Here is a 17,685-nt window from a genome sequence, read left to right as displayed (position 1 = left end):
ACAGTGCGTGGCTTGTTGCGTACAGGAACATGAACGATGTTGAGTCTATTCCACTCAACTTCGCTTCGCACAGGGCGACACGGAGCTTTCGCCTCGGCGGTTCGACACGGCGGCGTGTCAGCCAGGGGGCCCGGCCAACCGCCCACGACAGCCGGACGGCCCGTCACCCACACGGGGGTGACGGGCCGTCGGCTGCCGGGCCGGGCTAACGTCGTGGCATGGTTCGACGCGATCCCCGCGCCCCCGAGGCCGGCTACCTCGCCTTCTGGCGCGAATACCACCTGTGCACGCTGACCACCCACCGCCCGGACGGCTCACCGCACGTCGTACCGGTCGGCGTCACGTACGACCCGCAGGCCGGGCTGGCCAGGGTGATCACCAACACGGCCAGCGCCAAGGCGGCCCACGTACGGGCCGCGGGCCCCGGCGGCGCACGGGTCGCGGTCTGCCAGGTGGAGCGCCGCCGGTGGGCGACCCTCGAAGGCGTCGCGACCGTCTCGCAGGACCCGGCCCGCGTCGCCGACGCCGTCTCCCGATACGCCGAGCGCTACGGCCGCACGCCCGCGCCCAACCCGGACCGGGTCGTCATCGAGATCGCCCTCACCCGGGCGATGGGCAACGCCTGAACCACGCCCGAGCCGCCACGCCCTTGCCGCCCGGGCCTGACAGGCCATGGCCCGGCGGCTCAGGCCTTGGGCCGCCACACGACCAGCGCGCTGGTGTGCTGCACGTCCTGATACGGCACCAGGTCCCGGCGGTACGACGCGTGCACCGCCGCCTCACGCTGCTGGATGACGGCGGCGGCGCCCTCCACCGCGGCGGTCAGCTCGGCCACCCTCGCCTGCAGCGCGGCGACCTGGTTCTCCAGCTCGATGATGCGCTTGATGCCGGCGAGGTTGATGCCGTCGTCCTGGGAGAGCCGCTGCACCTCGCGCAGCTGCTCGATGTCGCGGGCCGAATAGCGGCGGCCCCGCCCGGCCGTGCGGTCGGGCGAGACCAGGCCGAGGCGGTCGTACTGCCGCAGGGTCTGCGGGTGCAGGCCCGACAGCTCGGCCGCCACCGAGATGACGTAGACCGGGGACTCCTCGGTCAGCTGGTACGGATTGCGGCCGCGCGGGCCGACGGGACCACGCGGTCCGGCCCCCGTACCGTCCATCCGGCCGTCGATGCTCATCCGTTCACGCTCCCTTTGCCGCCTTGAACAGCTCGGCCCGCGGGTCGGCGTCCCCGACTGCCTCCCTGTAGGCCTCCAGCGCGTCGAGGGCCTTGCCCTCGGTCTTCTCCGGCACGGCCACCTCGACGGTGACGAGGAGGTCGCCGCGCGAACCGTCCTTGCGGACGGCACCCTTGCCACGGGCGCGCAATGTGCGCCCGTTCGGCGTGCCGGGCGGGAGTTTGAGGGTGACCGGGGGGCCGCCCAGCGTCGGCACCTTGACGTCGCCGCCGAGCGCCGCCTCCACGAAGCTGACCGGCACGGTCACCGTGAGGTTCGCGTCCTTGCGGCCGAAGACCGGGTGCCGCCCGACGTGCACGACCACGTAGAGGTCACCGGCGGGACCGCCGCGCTCGCCGGGAGCGCCCTTGCCGCGCAGCCTGATCCGCTGCCCGTCGGTGACCCCGGCGGGAATGCGGACCTGCATGGTGCGCGAGCTCTTCGCCCGCCCGCTGCCGTGGCACACGTCGCAGGGCGTCTCCGCGATCAGGCCGCGGCCCTTGCAGTCCACGCACGGGTCGGTGAGCGAGAAGCCGCCACCGCCGCCGCGCGAGACCTGCCCGGTGCCGACGCAGGTCGGGCACACCCGCGGTGTGCCGTTCTTGTCGCCGGTGCCCGAGCACGCCTTGCAGGGCGCCTGCGAGGACATCCGCAGCGGCACCGTGGCGCCGTCCACGGCCTCGGTGAAGCTCAGCGTGACCTCGGACTCGATGTCCTGGCCGCGCCTGGGCTGCACCCTGGTGCCGCCGCCGCGGTTGAACAGCCCGCCGAAGACGTCGCCGAGGCCGCCGCCGAAGCCGCCGCCCTGGCCGCCGGGCGCCGAGCCGCCGGCGCCGCCCTGGGCACCGCCGAAGAGGTCGCCCAGGTCGAAGTTGAAGCCGCCGGTGCCGCCCGCGCCCGGCCCCGGGCGGAATCCGCCGTTGCCGAACAGCGCGCGGCCCTCGTCGTACTCCTTGCGCCGCTTGGCGTCGGAGAGCACGTCGTTGGCCTCGGAGATCTCCTTGAAGCGCTCCTCGGCCTTGGCGTCACCCTTGTTGGCGTCCGGGTGGAACTCCCGGGCGAGCTTCCGATACGCCTTCTTGATCTCGGCGTCGGTGGCGTCCTTGGGAACGCCGAGGACCTTGTACAGGTCCTTTTCCAGCAGGTCCCTACTGATGCTCATCCCCGGCGTCCCTCCTTTCCGCTCTCTTCACACCGTCAGCCCTGGTCCGGGCCACCGGTCTCCTCGTCGTCCGGCGCGTCCACTGCCACGTCGGAATCCTCCGCCGCGTCGTCGTCGCCCTTGCCGGCGCCCGGCTGCGGCTCCGCGACCGCGACCCTGGCGGGCCGCAGATTGCGCTCACCCAGGCGGTACCCGGGCTGGAGGATCTGCACGCATGTGGTCTGCGTGACATCCGGCGAGTAACTGTGCATCAGGGCCTCGTGCACCAGCGGGTCGAAGGCTTCACCCTCCTTGCCGAACTGCTGCAGGCCCAGCTTCGCCGCCACCGTCTCCAGCGACTCGGCGACCGACTTGAAGCCGCCGACCAGCTCGCCGTGCTCGCGCGCCCGGCCGATGTCGTCCAGCACCGGGAGCAGCTCGGTGAGCAGGTTGGCGACCGCGATCTCCTTGACGGCGATCCGGTCCCGCTCCACCCGGCGGCGGTAGTTCTGATACTCGGCCTGCAGCCGCTGCAGGTCCGCGGTGCGCTCGGTGAGCGCGGTGCGCACCTGGTCCAGCTGTGCCCGCAGGGCCGTCAACTCCTTGGCGTCCCCACCGCCCGCCCCCGGGACCGCCTCCTCGGCGGCCCCGGCGTCCTTGGCGGCGTCCGGCTGCTCGTCGCTGGCCTCGGAAGGGACGTCGGGCTCCGACTCGAAGCCCTTCGGCTCCTCCGTCACGCGGCACCATCCCTCTTGTCGGCACCCTCGTCGTCCACGATCTCGGCGTCCACGACGTCGTCGTCAGCCGCGTTCGCCTGGCCGGCGCCGGCGTCGCCCGCGCCCGCCTGGGCACCGGCGGAGCCGTCGGCCTGCGCGTTGGCGTACAGCGCCTGGCCGAGCTTCTGGCTGGTGGCCGCGACCTTCTCGGTGGCCTCGCGGATCGCCGCGGTGTTCTCGCTGTCGGTGGACTCGTTCTTCAGCTTCTCCTTGAGGTCCGCGATCGCGGCCTCGACCTCGGACTTCACGTCCTCGGGAAGCTTGTCCTTGTTGTCCGCGATGAACTTCTCGGTCTGGTATGCCAGCTGCTCGCCCTGGTTGCGGGTCTCGGCGGCCTCGCGGCGCTTGTGGTCCTCGTCCGCGTACTGCTCGGCCTCCTGGCGCATGCGGTCGACCTCGTCCTTGGGCAGCGAGGAGCCGCCGGTGACGGTCATCCGCTGCTCCTTGCCGGTGCCGAGGTCCTTGGCGCCGACGTGCATGATGCCGTTCGCGTCGATGTCGAAGGTGACCTCGATCTGCGGCATCCCGCGCGGGGCCGGCGGCAGGCCGGTCAGCTCGAACATCCCGAGCTTCTTGTTGTACGCCGCGATCTCGCGCTCGCCCTGGTAGACCTGGATCTGCACCGACGGCTGGTTGTCCTCGGCCGTGGTGAAGATCTCCGAGCGCTTGGTCGGAATGGTCGTGTTGCGCTCGATCAGCTTGGTCATGATGCCGCCCTTGGTCTCGATACCGAGGGACAGCGGGGTGACGTCGAGCAGCAGGACGTCCTTGACCTCGCCCTTGAGGACACCGGCCTGGAGCGACGCGCCGATGGCGACGACCTCGTCGGGGTTGACGCCCTTGTTGGCGTCCTTGCCGCCGGTCAGCTCGCGCACCAGCTCGGCCACGGCCGGCATACGGGTGGAGCCGCCGACCAGGACCACGTGGTCGATCTCGGACAGCTGGATGCCGGCGTCCTTGATGACGTTGTGGAACGGGGTCTTGCAGCGCTCCAGCAGGTCGCTGGTCAGCTGCTGGAACTGCGCCCGGGTCAGCTTCTCGTCCAGGTGCAGCGGGCCCTCGGCGGACGCCGTGATGTACGGCAGGTTGATCGAGGTCTCGGTGGAGGAGGACAGCTCGATCTTGGCCTTCTCCGCCGCCTCGCGCAGGCGCTGGAGGGCCATCTTGTCGCGGCCCAGGTCCACGCCGTGGCCGGACTGGAACTGCTTGACCAGGTAGTCCACGACCCGCTGGTCCCAGTCGTCGCCACCGAGGTGGTTGTCGCCGTTGGTGGCCTTCACCTCGACCACGCCGTCGCCGATCTCCAGCAGCGAGACGTCGAAGGTGCCGCCGCCGAGGTCGAAGACCAGGATCGTCTGGTCGTCCTTGTCCAGGCCGTACGCCAGCGCCGCCGCGGTCGGCTCGTTCACGATCCGCAGCACGTTCAGACCGGCGATCTCGCCGGCCTCCTTGGTGGCCTGGCGCTCGGAGTCGTTGAAGTACGCGGGGACGGTGATCACCGCGTCGGTGACCTTCTCGCCCAGGTACGACTCCGCGTCCCGCTTGAGCTTCTGCAGGATGAAGGCGCTCATCTGCTGCGGGTTGAAGTCCTTGCCGTCCAGGTTGATCTTCCAGTCGGTGCCCATGTGGCGCTTGACCGACCGGACGGTCCTGTCGACGTTGGTGACCGCCTGGCGCTTGGCCACCTCGCCGACCAGCACCTCGCCGTTCTTGGCGAAGGCGACGACGGACGGCGTGGTCCTGGCGCCCTCTGCGTTGGTGATGACGGTGGGCTCGCCGCCTTCGAGAACGCTGACGACGGAATTAGTCGTGCCCAGGTCGATGCCGACCGCACGTGCCATGGTGAAATCCTCCTGCTGACTTGAGTGGAACTGGCTCAAGGGTGCCTGAGTGATTTTTGTCTGTCAACAGACGTGAGTCGAGCCGACTCAACTTAGCGGCGTGCAACGCGCGCACCCGGGTGACGGGGGCCGTCCCACGGGTCGGCGTCCGGCGCCGGCGGCCGGTCCGCCCGCAGTGCGGCGAACAGCCGGTCGGCAGCGGGTTGGCGCAGTACATTGCCGGGCGCGCCGCCATGTACCGCCGCGTCGCCGCCCGCGGTACCGGCGTCCGGCGCCACGGGCAGCGTGACCAGCGTCACTCCCCCGGCGGGCAGCCGGCGCAGGGCGCCGGCCAACTCGTACAGCGCGGGGAGCGAGCTGAGCCCGGGGTCCGCGGTGACGGCCGAGGTCGCGGTGTCCAGCAGCCCGAACAGCCGAGCCGGGTGGGCGAGCGACCCGCCGCCCCTGGCCGCGCCGGCGAGCGCCCGCAGAAGGTCCCGGCGCGGGTCGCCGAGCAGCTCGCGGTCCGCGCCCCGGGACTCGCCCCGGGCGCCGCCGACCGCGTCCGCGATCCGGCCGAAGCGCGGCACGTCCACCACCAGGTGGTGGTCCACCCGCACCCCCGACAGCCGCTCGAAGGCCCGGATGGAGCAGGCGGCCCCACCGCTGCGGAAAGCGGCGGCGAAGGGCTCGTACGCGGCCGGGACGGTGCCGCCGCCGGGCAGGCGGCAGGTGGGGACCCCGAGCCGCAGGTCGCGCGGCACCGCGACCGCGGCGGCCCGCGTACGGTCGGCCGACAGGTGCAGCAGGACCGCGGCGTCCCGGCCCGTTCCCCCGATCGCAGGCGAGGCGTCCTGCGCGCCCATGACCAGGATGTTGCGCGCCTGCGGCACCAGGGCGGCAGGGCGCTGGGCGGCGTATTCGGCCAGCACCTGCTCCGCGGCGCTGTCGGTGGTGATGTTCGCGCTGAACCTTCGGTAGGAGGCGAGGCACAGCCCCGCGCCGAGCACCAGCAGGAGGCCGGCGCCGATCGCCGTCCAGCGCAGCACCGCCCGCATGTCGCCACTCCTCCCGCGACTCGCCCGGTGGAGCATGGGCCGTCCGTCCACCGCCGAATGTCGGCTTCATCCATATGTGTCACGGTCGCCCGGGTTTCAATCGGATCGGCGTGGCATACATGTCGCGTGTGCGGCGCGCGACACAGATCACCGGTGGCGCGGCTTTATGGCCTCCCCGATCCCGGGTAACCTCAGCCAGGACCGCATTAAGTTACCGCTTAGTAGTCCAGTCACCGTTCACCGTGCGCAGGCCCGAGGAGCCCACATGCAACTCGCCGCGATCATCGTGTCGCTGGTCCTCACCGCGGTCGGCGTCGCGCTCATCAGCCTCGCCATCGCGCAGATCTACCGTTTCGTCCGGCTCGGCAATCCCGTCCCCGCCGGCAGCCGCACGAACGACCCGCGGGCGCGTACGACGACGATGCTGCGCGAGTTCGTCGGCCACACCCGGATGAACAAGTGGGGCGTCATCGGCGTCGCCCACTGGTTCGTCGCGGTCGGCTTCCTGACCCTGGGCCTGACGATCGTCAACGCCTACGGCCAGCTCTTCAAGGCCGACTGGATGCTGCCGTGGATCGGCGACTGGCTGCCGTACGAGGTCTACACCGAGTTCATCGCGACGCTCACCACCCTCGGCATCATCACGCTGATCGTCATCCGGCTGATGAACCTGCCCTCCCGGGCCGGCCGCAAGTCCCGCTTCGCCGGATCGACCGCCTGGCAGGCGTATTTCGTGGAGTACGTCGTCCTGGTCATCGGCCTGGCGATCATGACGCTGCGCGGCCTGGAGGGTGCCCTGCACGGCGTGGACCACTACCAGGCCGGGTACTTCGCCTCGTACCCGCTCGTCGCGGGCTTCCGCGGGCTGAGCACGCAGACGCTGCAGAACCTCGTCTACGCCACCGCCATGGTCAAGCTGAGCGTCACGATGATCTGGGCCATCGTGCTCGGCCTGAACACGAACATGGGCGTCGCCTGGCACCGCTTCCTGGCCTTCTTCAACATCTACTTCAAGCGCAACGCGCACGGCCCGGTCGCGCTCGGCGCCCTCCAGCCGATGACCAGCAACGGTGTGCCGATCGACTTCGAGGACCCCGGTGAGGACGACGTCTTCGGCGTCTCCCAGGTCGAGCAGTTCTCCTGGAAGGGCATCCTCGACTTCTCCACCTGCACCGAGTGCGGCCGCTGCCAGTCGCAGTGCCCGGCGTGGAACACGGGCAAGCCGCTGTCCCCCAAGCTGCTGATCATGTCGCTGCGCGACCACGCCCACGCCAAGGCGCCCTACCTGCTGGCCGGCGGCGGCAAGAACGCCGAGGGCGAGGAGCAGGCGACCCCCGAGCAGCTCGCCGGCGTCCCGGCCGCGGCCCTCGCCGAGGCCGAGCGCCCGCTGATCGGCACCGCCGAGGAGAACGGCGTCATCGACCCGGACGTCCTGTGGTCCTGCACCACCTGCGGCGCCTGCGTCGAGCAGTGCCCGGTCGACATCGAGCACATCGACCACATCATCGACATGCGCCGCTACCAGGTGATGATCGAGTCGTCCTTCCCCTCGGAGGCCGGCACGATGCTCAAGAACCTGGAGAAGAAGGGCAACCCCTGGGGCCTGCCCAAGAAGCAGCGCCTGGCCTGGGTCAAGGAGGTCGACTTCGAGGTCCCGGTCGTCGGCGAGGACGTCGAGGACCTGACCGAGGTCGAGTACCTGTACTGGGTCGGCTGCGCCGGCTCGCTGGAGGACCGGGCGAAGAAGACCACCAAGGCCTTCGCGGAACTGCTGCACATTGCCGGCGTCAACTTCGCCATCATGGGCGGCGAGGAGAACTGCACAGGCGATTCACCCCGCCGCCTGGGCAACGAATTCCTCTTCCAGCAGCTCGGCGCGGAGAACGTCGCCATGCTCAACATGGCCTTCGGCGAGTCCCTCGACGAGGACGGCAAGGTGGACCCCTCGACGAGGAAGCCCAAGGCGTCGAAGAAGATCGTCGCGACCTGCCCGCACTGCTTCAACACCATCGCCAACGAATATCCGCAGCTCGGCGGCGAATACGAGGTCATCCACCACACCCAGCTGCTGCAGACCCTGGTGGACGAGGGCCGCCTCGTCCCGGTCACCCCGGTCGAGGGACTGATCACTTACCACGACCCCTGCTACCTGGGCCGGCACAACAAGGTCTACACACCGCCGCGCGAGATCATCGCCAAGGTGCCCGGCCTGCGCAGCGAGGAGATGCACCGGCACAAGGACCGCGGCTTCTGCTGCGGCGCCGGCGGCGCCCGGATGTGGATGGAGGAGCGGATCGGCAAGCGCATCAACAACGAGCGGGTCGACGAGGCGCTGTCCCTCGACCCGGACATCGTCTCGACCGCCTGCCCGTTCTGCCTGGTGATGCTCACCGACTCCGTCAACGGCAAGAAGAACGAAGGCAAGGCGAAGGAGTCGCTCCAGGTCGTGGACGTGGCACAACTGCTGCTCGACTCCGTGCGCACCCCGGCCATGGCGGTCCCCGCCGACGCGAGCGCGGACGCCGCCGCCGGCTGACGCCTCACCGGTCGACCCCGGGCCCCTTCGGGCGCCGCCGCGACGTGTCACAGGTTGGCAGCAAAGCGGCGCCCGGATTCGGCTGCCCGGGGTCGGGCGCCGGGGAGCGGGTACGTTCGAAGACGTGGGTGGATTCGAGAACCGACGACGACAGGACCCGAACGTACCGGGCGGCTACCCGCCCGAGTACGGCCAGTACGCGCCCTCCGGCGAGCCCGGGCACCACGGCCGGCCGCCGGCGTACGGCCAGCCGCCCGCGTACGACGACGCCCCCGGCCACACCCGGGCGTTCACGCTGGGCGAGCCGGCGCAGCTCGCGGACCCGTACGCGTACGGCTCCCCCGACGACAACGTGGCGACCTATCGCGCCGGCCAGGCCAGCGCGCCGCCGGCCGGCCCGCGGCTGCACTGGAAGCAGCTGCTCGGCGGCATCCTGCTGCGCCCCGGCCGCACCTTCTGGCAGATGCGCGACCACAGCATGTGGGGCCCCGCGCTCACCGTGACCTTCGTCTACGGCCTGCTGGCCGTCTTCGGCTTCGACGCGGCCCGCAAGGACGTCCTGGACGCGAACCTGTCCGCCAGCGTCCCCTGGGTCGTCACCACCGCCATCGCCGTCACCCTGTGCGGCCTGACCCTGGGCGCGGTCACCAACACCCTGGCCCGCCAGCTCGGCGGCGACGGCGCCTGGGCGCCGACCATCGGCCTGGCCCTGCTGATCACGTCCCTCACCGACGCCCCGCGGCTCTTCTTCGCCCTCTTCCTGGGCGGCGGCAACAGCTTCGTCCAGCTGCTGGGCTGGCTGACCTGGCTGGCGTGCGCGGCCCTGATGACGTCGATGGTCGGCAAATCCCACGACCTGCCGTGGCTCAAGGCGCTGGGGGCGTCGTCGATCCAACTGGTGGCGCTGCTGATGCTGTTCAAGCTCCCGCTGATCTGAGGCCGCCGGGGGACGGTGGCCCGGGACGCAGGGCCCGGGCCCGGGACACAGGCCAGGAACGTACAAGACACGCGCCCCGCACGGCACGCAGTCTTGGCCCATGACCACAGCTTTCGATACGAAGATCGCCGTGCTGCTGCGCGAGGACCTGGAGCCGTGGCAGCGGCTGAACGTGACGGCGTTCCTGGTGAGCGGCCTGGGCACGCAGCTGCCCGAAGTCGTCGGCGAGCCCTATGAAGACGCCGACGGCACCGCGTACCTGCCGATGTTCCGCCAGCCGGTGCTGGTCTTCGAGGGCGGCAAGGACGTCCTGACGGCCGCCCACACCCGGGCGCTGTCCCGCGTGCTGCCCAGCGCAGTCTTCACCGCCGACCTCTTCGCCACCGGCAACGACGCCGACAACCGCGCGGCCGTCCGCGCCGTCCCGACCGCCGGCCTCGACCTGGTGGGCCTGGCGGTCTACGGCCCGCGCAACGCCGTCGACAAGACCCTCAAGGGCGCCCGGATGCACCCCTGAGGCCCGCGGGCCTCACACCTGGGTGCGGTGGAAGTTCAGATACGACCTGGAGGCGGTCGGCCCGCGCTGCCCCTGGTAGCGCGAGCCGTACCGCTGCGACCCGTACGGGAACTCGGCCGGCGAGGTGAGCCGGAACAGGCACAGCTGCCCGATCTTCATCCCCGGCCACAACTTGATCGGCAGCGTCGCCACGTTCGACAACTCCAGCGTCACGTGCCCGGAGAACCCCGGGTCGATGAACCCGGCCGTCGAATGCGTCAGCAGCCCGAGCCGCCCCAGACTGGACTTCCCCTCCAGCCGCGACGCCACATCGTCCGGCAGCGAGATGACCTCGTACGTCGAGGCCAGCACGAACTCGCCGGGATGCAGGATGAAGGCGTCGTCCCCTTCCGGCTCCACCAGCCGCGTCAGATCCGGCTGCTCGACCGCCGGGTCGATATGCGGATACCGGTGGTTCTCGAACACCCGGAAAAACCGGTCCAGGCGCACGTCGATACTCGACGGCTGCACCATCGACGGCTCGTACGGGTCGACGCGCACGCGCCCGTTGTCGATTTCGGTCCGGATGTCCTTGTCTGAGAGAAGCACGGAACGACCCTAACCCCTGCCGCTACTTCCCCCCGCTGGCACCTTCCCCCACCGGCACCGCATGCCGCAGCCGCGCACACCGCGGACACCTGACCAACCGCCCCGGCCCCAACCGCTGCACCCCCAACTGCTGCAACGGAAACACCCCGGTGGTGAACACATGCCCCTCCGCACAACGAACGACAGTGCGCTCCATGAAGCCCCTTCCCCAAGTCCGCGTGGCCGACAAACCCCCACATTAGGTGATCCCCCACCCCACCCCTGCCAGCCACACCGCCCCACGCACCCGCCACCTCCCCCCGCCCCACCCGCACGTAGGGTAGAGTGTTCGCGAAGCACCATTCGGGGGGCTTTTTAGCGGATGTAGTTTAATGGTAGAACATGAGCTTCCCAAGCTCAGAGCGCGGGTTCGATTCCCGTCATCCGCTCCACGGAAAAGGCCCAGGTCAATGACTTGGGCCTTTGTTGTTGTCTGGACCATTTGAAGAACCCGCACCACTTCCGCACCACTTCTGGCGGTCAATTGGTGCCATTCCTTTCCTCGATACCCGGCGATGACCCCGTGCCGCTGAGGGCGCGAAGCCCTGAACCGGGACCTCCAGCGGGCCGCGGACAGATTTCTGAGTTCACGGGACCGCCCATGATGTGCTCGGGTACGACACACGCGGGCGGCGCGGAACGCGGGACGGAAATCCGGAAAGTCGCTCGAATGGGGCCTGCCGCATGGCCGTGCCCTTCGGGGGCACGCAAGTCGCTGCCGTCGACGGCCGCCCCGGTGCCGAATGCCTGCGAGCGGCCCTCGCCTCGTCCATCCCCGATCCACCGCCTCCGCGCACGGACCCGGCCATGGACCCGGCCGCGAATCCGGTGACCGCCCCGGTTTCGCCGGAGATTTCGAAGACCTCGCACCGACATCCGCGGCCGTGATGTCCGGTCCTTGCGTCTCCGTTCTCCTCGCCGTCGGTCGGTGCCTGTCGCCCGCCCAGCGTGATTTCCCGGTCGCCGGCACACAGAGGATCTTGCCGAACCGGCATGCAGACGGGTGCCGCCGTACGGATCGAAGAAGCGGAAGGAAATACGGGGACATCCACGGGGAGACGGCCTGGCACCTAGGGGGGAGAGGCAGTAGCGTCCCGCGAGGCACATGTAGTTCCGACGAAAGTACGGTCCCGCACTGCTCGTTCGCTTCCCGAACGGGTCCCCCCTCGCTGGAGCCGCAATGTTGAGACACTTACGTCGCCGATGGATCGGCCTGCTGCTCGCACTCCCGGTGCTCGTGACCGGTCCCCTCTCCCTCCCCGCCTCGTCTGCCGAGGCCCCGCTCTCCACGGAGTCGCGGGCCGTCGCCTCGGCGGTACCGCTGGAGGAGATCACCGCGACCACCACCCAGGTCGCCTCCGGCCTGCAACGCCCGACGGCCCTGGCCGCGCCCGACGACGGCACAGGGCGGCTGTTCATCACCGAGAAGTTCGGAAGGGTTCGCGTCTACGACCCGGCCACCGGGCTCGCCTCCACCCCGCTGCTGGACATCACGTCCCAGGTGGACTCGTCGGACAACGAGCGCGGACTGCTCGGCATCGCCCTCCCCCCGGACTTCGTCCAGGGCCGGCAGTTCTACCTCGCCTTCACCGCGCTGCCCGACGGTGCGGTCACCCTTGCCCGCTACAGCCTCGCCGACGCGCGCCTCGAGGTCCTGCTGCAGCAGCCGCACGCCGACTACACCAACCACAACGGTGGCCAGCTCGCCTTCGGCCCCGACGGCAAGCTGTACTGGGGCATCGGCGACGGCGGTGGTGCCGGTGACCCCTTCGACAGCGGGCAGCGGACCGACATCCTGCTCGGCAAGATCCTCCGCCTCGACGTGAGCCGCAGTTGCGGTGCGCTCCCGTACTGCATCCCCGCGGACAACCCGTTCGCCGGTGTCGCCGGCGCCCGCGGCGAGATCTGGGTGTGGGGCGCCCGCAACCCCTGGCGGTTCTCCTTCGACCCCGCGGACGGGTCGATGTGGGTGGCTGACGTCGGCCAGGGCCTGTGGGAGGAGATCGACCACCTGACGCGCAACGAGCAGCCCGGAACCAACCTGGGCTGGTCGTGCTACGAGGGGCCGCAGGTCTTCGACGCGTCCCAGTGCTCGTCCGGTGCCCGCTACCGCGCCCAGGACTTCTACTACTCGCACTACAACGGTAGCTGCGCGGTCATCGGCGGCCAGGTCTACCGCGGCCGGCAGTTCGCTGAACTGGCCGGAGGCACGTACATCGCCACCGACTACTGCACGTCCACCATCTGGGCGCTGCGCCCCGACAGCAACGGCGTCCTCCGCCAGGCCGCGATCGGCCAGATGCCCACCCAGGTGACGGCTTTCGGGTCCACCCCTGACGGCGAGCTCTACGTGGTCAACGACCTCCCCGGCGGCCTGCACCGGGTTTCGTTCGCGCACACGACGCCGACCTGTCAGGTCGCCGTCACGACGAACGTCTGGGGCACCGGCATGGCCGTCTATCTCACCGTCACGAACAGGGGCACAACCCCGATCAACGGCTGGGCGCTGGAGTTCCCGCTGCCCTATGGGCAGGCTGTCATCTCGGACTGGAACACCACCCTGACCAACATCGGCGACCTCTACACTGCGTCCGACTCCGGATACAACTCGGCAATCCCGCCGGGCGGCTCCATCACCCTGGGCTATCTGGCCTCCCACACGGACGACCGGTCCGCACCGGGCCGCTTCCTTCTCAACAAGGCATCCTGCGCCCGCACCGGAAGCTGAGGAGACAGGGAACGGGCTGACGTCGGTACCACCGGCAAGCTGCCTTGGTACCGACGGCCGTTCCCCGTCAGTGCCGCCGAGCGACAGGGCTCACTGGTCGCCGCGTCGGCGAACGCACGCCTACGCTCTACCGCCGGCACCGGGTCCATCCCCGCGGACGCGGAGAGCGGTCATCCTCGGCGCCCCTCCTCGGCCTCGCCGCCGGGTCCCTGCGGGCGCGCGGAGCAGTCTGACTGACCTGCGCGTTTCCCATGGAGTCGACCCGCTTTGGACCAGCTTCCAAGAAAGCGAAAAGCGGGCATGTCGCCCGCGAAGCTGCCCGCCACGTTCCCAACGAACAGAGTACGGCCGCCGCACGGGACGCCGGCGATACCGAAGCCGGACGGCTGCAGGGGCTTCAGACATCACCCCGCACCACTTGCGCACCAGGTCCAGCGGTACGCCACGGCCAGACGCGGGCACGCGGACGTGAGCCGCCGGACAGCGCGCGAGCCGCCTGACCAGCAGGTACGCCGGCCGAGCACCTGTGATTCCCAAGCTCAGAGCGCGGGTTCGATTCCCGTCATCCGCTCCACGGAAAAGGCCCAGGTCAATGACTTGGGCCTTTGTTGTTGTCTGGACCACCTCAGTTATGCCCTGCCCGTTGCGTGCCCGATTCCTCGGCGGTGGCTTTCCCCGCAGCACGGCACCGCTCGTTCTGCACCCGGGCGTCGATGCCGGCGGCCACCTCCTTTTGCCGCTCACGGTCCGAGTGTTGGTAGATCAGCGCCGCACGCTCGGAGGACTGCCCGGCCCGCACCGTGGTGTCCTTGAGCGTCGCGCCGCTCCGGGTGGACAGGGTGTGCCCGGTGTGCCGGAGATCGTAGAAGCGGAAGTCACCGGGGAGCCCCACCTTCGCGCGGGCTTTCCGCCAATTCCGGCCGAACGTAGAACGCCGGAAAGGAGCACCCTTCTCCCCCACGAAAGGCAGCCCGTTCGGCTTCTTCTCGGCCCACCAGGAGAGATGCCGTTCCAGGTCTTTGCGCATGAAGCCCGGCAGGGCGAGAAAGCGCCGCCCGGCATCGGACTTGGTGTCGCCGGGGGCGCGGCGACCCGTCGCGGGTTCAGGCTCCGCGGAGCGGATCCACACGCCCACATCCTCCGTGTCGATGTCCAGCCGCCGCAGCGCCGCCAGTTCCTCTGGCCGGGCCGGGCCGTAGGTCGCGAGGAAGAGCATCAGGCGCCAGCGCGGCCCCATGGCGTCCGCCAAGGCGTCGACCTGGGCGACGGTGGCGATGGGACGCTCGGGCGCCGACTCCTTGCCCGCCCCGCGGATCCGGCAGGGGTTGCGCGGGATCAGCTCGTCATCCGCCGCCGTCTGCAAGATCGCCTTGAGCAGCCGGTATGCCTTGGCGACGGTGGTCGATCCGGTGGCTGCCAGCCGCTCAGCCCGCCATGCGCGCACGGTCGGGGGCGTGATCCCGCCGAGGTCCACCGTCCCAAGGGTCGGGAGGAGATGGAGCCGCAGCCGCCGCCCAGACCGGCCCAAACCCTGCCGGATCACAGGTGCGCAACATCCCCCGTGCCGCCGCCGCACATGACGGACACTGGCGGCGAGGGACCATTCCGCTGCTCCGACCCGCCGGGGCGCGGCCCTCTGACGTCCGGGGGGAAGACGTGGAGGAGAACGCGGCGGAGCAGAGCGTCGAGCGGGCCGCGCCGCCGGCGGAGGTCGAGGCAGGCGGCGACCGCTCGCCGGAGCAGGCCGGCGGGAAGGACGCCGAGGCCGCGGACGACGTCCGGGAGGAGCCCCGAAACGACGCCCGCCAGTTGCTGGTGAACGCCATCGACGGCGTCGGGAATCTGCTCGACGCCGACAAGCCGCTGTCCACCCTCCTCTACGGCTTCCTGCGATTACCCGACGCCACCATGCGGCGGCTGCTGCCCATCTCCCGGTACCTGCGCCGGCTGGTGATCACGGCGACCTTCCTGCTCCTGCTCCCCGCGAGCGGCTATCTCACGTACTACGTCGCCCAGGAGCCCGAGTACCAGGACAAGAACCGCGATATCGCCGGATTCAGCGTCGGCTACCTTGCGCTGGTGCTGCTGATGGGGTCGCTGGTCGTCCTCTTCCTCGGGCTGGTCGCGACGGCGGCCCGTACCGCGGAGCGCGAGCGGCAGGTGGAGCAGGCCGCCAAACGCCTCCGGGAAAACATGGAATTGCCCGCGATCGTCGAGTTCAACCGGGTTCTGCTCGACCAATACCACGACATCGCCACCCGGCAGGCCAACAAGTCCTTCCGCTCGGGCCTGGCCGCCATGGGCGTGGGCATGGCCGTCATCGCGGGCGCCGCGGCCCTGTCCTTCACCCTCAGCCGCACCTCGGAGCAGCTCGTCGTCGGGGGCGTCGCCGCGCTGGGCTCCGCGCTCTCCGGCTACCTGGGCCGTACGTACATGATGGTCTACAAGCAGGCGCTGGCCCAGATGAACCACTACTTCAACCAGCCCGTGCTGAACGGCTACTTCCTCGCCGCCGAGCGCATCGCGAACAACCTGGAGGCGAGCGGACAGCGCGAGGAGGCGCTGCGGCAGATCGTCACCTCGGTGCTCGAAGCGGGGAACCAGGCGCAGACCGCGGCCGGCACGATCAACCCCGCCGCCGCTCCCGCGCCTCCGTCCGCCGCGAGGCGGGCGACCCGCACCCGCCGGGCCGCGGCGCGGCGCTGAGCCGCCGGACCACGGGCCGGAAGTGGACCAGAAAACGGCCCGGAGCGGGCCTGAACGCCGGCCCGCATCCCTCATACCTCATCGGAACTCTCTGACAACACCCACGAGCCTGAGAGGAAAGGACGAGCGCCTTACCCATCGTGTCAAGACGAGGCTGGAATCGCTGGTGAATGATTCCGCCGCCGATGTCTCCGGGATCGCCGACTGGGCACTGGAGACGATGCAGGGTGACGACCTGCTGCTGGGACAGGAAGCGGTCTAGCCCGCACTCGACGAGTTGAGCGGCGCCGACTCGATGACCGGTCCCGGGACATTTCTCTACGGCCCGGAAGATTTCCGCGCATGGCTGGAGGAATTCACCTCGTCCTGCCCGGAAGCATGAGTCTTCGCCTGCGCGCGGCACAGAGGTCGGCTGACCGGTCGGCGCAGGCCACCGGGCTCAGGTCGAGAGACGTCGTAGAAGCAGTATTGCCCTGCTGCCGATCAGGTGGTGCTCGGCGATGCTGAGCGAGTCGCACGGCCGCACCACATCCGCACCACGTACAGCGGTACGGTGCGGTCAGCCGCGGTCACCAATAGCGCGGGCCGCTCGGCCACTTCAGGACTGCACGTGGCGCTGACCGGCACCGACGCCGGAAGCGCGCCTGTGATTCCCAAGCTCAGAGCGCGGGTTCGATTCCCGTCATCCGCTCCATTGCATAGCCCCAGGTCATTGATCTGGGGCTTGTTTGTTGTCTGGACCAATTCGAGAGCGCGTGCCATATCCCGTGCCATTGGGCGGTGAATCGCGGCACGCGGATGTGACCGATGACCGCAGTTGGGGCTGCCGCATGGCTGGGTGACAGGTTTGGTCTCGCTACCCGGCGGGGGTCTTCGTCAGTAACGCGTCGGCGGCTGCGCGACCTCCTGGCCGCCCCGGTGGGGAGTGGCCACATAGTTGGTGGGAGGCTCGGGCAGCGCTTCGATGCAGACCGGGGAACAGGCGTTGGCCAGAAGCGGCAGCACATCGGTGGCAACGCGCAAGGAGATCCAGACCTGGTGCGGGCCCGAGAGGGGAAGCGTCTGGTCACAGACGCTGCAGGAGCGGATCGCCTCGCCGCCCCAGGCGCCGGGCTCGATGTGGCCGGCATCGGGTTCGGCTGCCCACAGCTCTCGTTCGCGGAGCAAAGGGAAATGGGGGCACAGCTTGATGTTTCCGTAGAGCGAGCGAGTACTGACCGTGCTGCGCATCAGGTTCCTGCACCGAGTCAATTCGTAAGGAAACCAGTGCAGTCGGTGGGAGGTGTAGGGGCTGAACTCCTCCAAGCTCTCCATCTGCCCGATTTCCGGCGGAATGCGGACCAGGTTGCTGCCGTAGAGCACAAGATGCCGCACCGCCTTGAGACGAGCGATCGTGGGCGGGAGCGTAATGACCTGCCGCCGCTCCTCCGCCGTGAGCTCTACCAGCGGCTTGAACAGCTCACGCCCGTCGGCGACAGCATCCTCGATCAACGCCAGGGGAGATGATTCCACCCAGGTGACGACGTGTCCTGGCGCTCCGTCTGCACTTCCCTATGCGGGCAGGGTATCGACGCCCGGCGTTCACACGGTCGCCTCGGTCCTCCACGGCCGCTTCACCGTCGCCTG

13 protein-coding genes, 1 tRNA gene and 1 pseudogene are annotated in these 17,685 nt (G+C 69.8%); 7 read left to right on the top strand and 8 right to left on the bottom strand.

What is annotated here, in order from left to right:
• Positions 1-218 precede the first annotated feature (218 nt).
• Positions 219-626 carry a pyridoxamine 5'-phosphate oxidase family protein gene (locus tag BUE44_RS23765; RefSeq protein ID WP_073501011.1) on the top strand — a complete coding sequence of 136 codons (408 nt, stop codon included), beginning with the start codon at positions 219-221 and terminating at the stop codon, positions 624-626.
• Between the two features lie 59 nt (positions 627-685).
• Here the strand turns inward: BUE44_RS23765 and BUE44_RS23760 are convergent, their stop codons facing one another.
• The 5 genes from BUE44_RS23760 to BUE44_RS23740 all read right to left on the bottom strand — a co-directional run bounded on the left by BUE44_RS23760 (position 686) and on the right by BUE44_RS23740 (position 6,008).
• On the bottom strand, positions 686-1,174 hold the full coding sequence (locus tag BUE44_RS23760; protein WP_407640046.1) for a heat shock protein transcriptional repressor HspR: 489 nt from the start codon (positions 1,172-1,174) through the stop codon (positions 686-688).
• A 4-nt stretch (positions 1,175-1,178) separates the two neighbouring features.
• Positions 1,179-2,375, bottom strand: coding sequence for a molecular chaperone DnaJ (gene dnaJ, locus BUE44_RS23755; RefSeq protein ID WP_073501010.1), 1,197 nt, complete (start codon positions 2,373-2,375; stop codon positions 1,179-1,181).
• A 35-nt stretch (positions 2,376-2,410) separates the two neighbouring features.
• Positions 2,411-3,091, bottom strand: a complete 681-nt coding sequence (grpE, locus tag BUE44_RS23750) for a nucleotide exchange factor GrpE (protein WP_073501009.1) — start codon at positions 3,089-3,091, stop codon at positions 2,411-2,413.
• Positions 3,088-4,971 (bottom strand): molecular chaperone DnaK, encoded by a 1,884-nt coding sequence (dnaK, locus tag BUE44_RS23745; protein WP_073501008.1) that lies wholly within the window; start codon positions 4,969-4,971, stop codon positions 3,088-3,090. The genes grpE and dnaK overlap by 4 nt, the downstream gene beginning before the upstream one ends.
• A gap of 92 nt (positions 4,972-5,063) precedes the next feature.
• The gene (locus BUE44_RS23740) at positions 5,064-6,008 is read right to left on the bottom strand and encodes an LCP family protein (protein ID WP_073501007.1); all 945 of its coding nucleotides are present in this window, start codon (positions 6,006-6,008) and stop codon (positions 5,064-5,066) included.
• A gap of 265 nt (positions 6,009-6,273) precedes the next feature.
• Here BUE44_RS23740 and BUE44_RS23735 point away from each other — a divergent pair, with 265 nt between their 5' ends.
• From BUE44_RS23735 to BUE44_RS23725, 3 genes are all read left to right on the top strand, one after another.
• The gene (locus BUE44_RS23735) at positions 6,274-8,544 is read left to right on the top strand and encodes a (Fe-S)-binding protein (RefSeq protein ID WP_073501006.1); all 2,271 of its coding nucleotides are present in this window, start codon (positions 6,274-6,276) and stop codon (positions 8,542-8,544) included.
• Between the two features lie 124 nt (positions 8,545-8,668).
• Entirely contained in the window at positions 8,669-9,481 is an 813-nt protein-coding gene (locus BUE44_RS23730) for a Yip1 family protein (protein ID WP_235002386.1), read from the top strand.
• A 100-nt stretch (positions 9,482-9,581) separates the two neighbouring features.
• Complete coding sequence (locus BUE44_RS23725) at positions 9,582-9,998, top strand: DUF2000 domain-containing protein (RefSeq protein WP_073501005.1); 417 nt, start codon at positions 9,582-9,584, stop codon at positions 9,996-9,998.
• A gap of 12 nt (positions 9,999-10,010) precedes the next feature.
• On the opposite strand, the gene dcd is transcribed toward BUE44_RS23725, so the two are convergent.
• The gene (gene dcd, locus BUE44_RS23720) at positions 10,011-10,586 is read right to left on the bottom strand and encodes a dCTP deaminase (RefSeq protein ID WP_073501004.1); all 576 of its coding nucleotides are present in this window, start codon (positions 10,584-10,586) and stop codon (positions 10,011-10,013) included.
• A 357-nt stretch (positions 10,587-10,943) separates the two neighbouring features.
• Here dcd and BUE44_RS23715 point away from each other — a divergent pair.
• Positions 10,944-11,017: transfer RNA gene (locus BUE44_RS23715), tRNA-Gly, on the top strand.
• Positions 11,018-11,805: 788 nt separating this feature from the next.
• On the top strand, positions 11,806-13,353 hold the full coding sequence (locus BUE44_RS23710; protein ID WP_073501003.1) for a PQQ-dependent sugar dehydrogenase: 1,548 nt from the start codon (positions 11,806-11,808) through the stop codon (positions 13,351-13,353).
• Between the two features lie 625 nt (positions 13,354-13,978).
• Here the strand turns inward: BUE44_RS23710 and BUE44_RS23705 are convergent.
• Positions 13,979-14,866: pseudogene (locus BUE44_RS23705) on the bottom strand (tyrosine-type recombinase/integrase); the annotation flags it as partial.
• A 143-nt stretch (positions 14,867-15,009) separates the two neighbouring features.
• Between BUE44_RS23705 and BUE44_RS23700 the strand changes: the two are divergent.
• Complete coding sequence (locus tag BUE44_RS23700; protein ID WP_073501001.1) at positions 15,010-16,059, top strand: TRADD-N-associated membrane domain-containing protein; 1,050 nt, start codon at positions 15,010-15,012, stop codon at positions 16,057-16,059.
• Between the two features lie 876 nt (positions 16,060-16,935).
• On the opposite strand, the gene BUE44_RS23695 is transcribed toward BUE44_RS23700, so the two are convergent.
• A complete protein-coding gene (locus BUE44_RS23695; protein WP_235002384.1) occupies positions 16,936-17,571 on the bottom strand; it encodes a leucine-rich repeat domain-containing protein in 636 nt (211 codons plus the stop codon).
• Positions 17,572-17,685 lie beyond the last annotated feature (114 nt).

Source organism: Actinacidiphila paucisporea (genome assembly GCF_900142575.1).
Classification (GTDB): Bacteria; Actinomycetota; Actinomycetes; order Streptomycetales; family Streptomycetaceae; genus Actinacidiphila; species Actinacidiphila paucisporea.
Note: the sequence above shows the minus strand (reverse complement) of the source record. Positions and strands in the feature narration are given on the sequence as shown.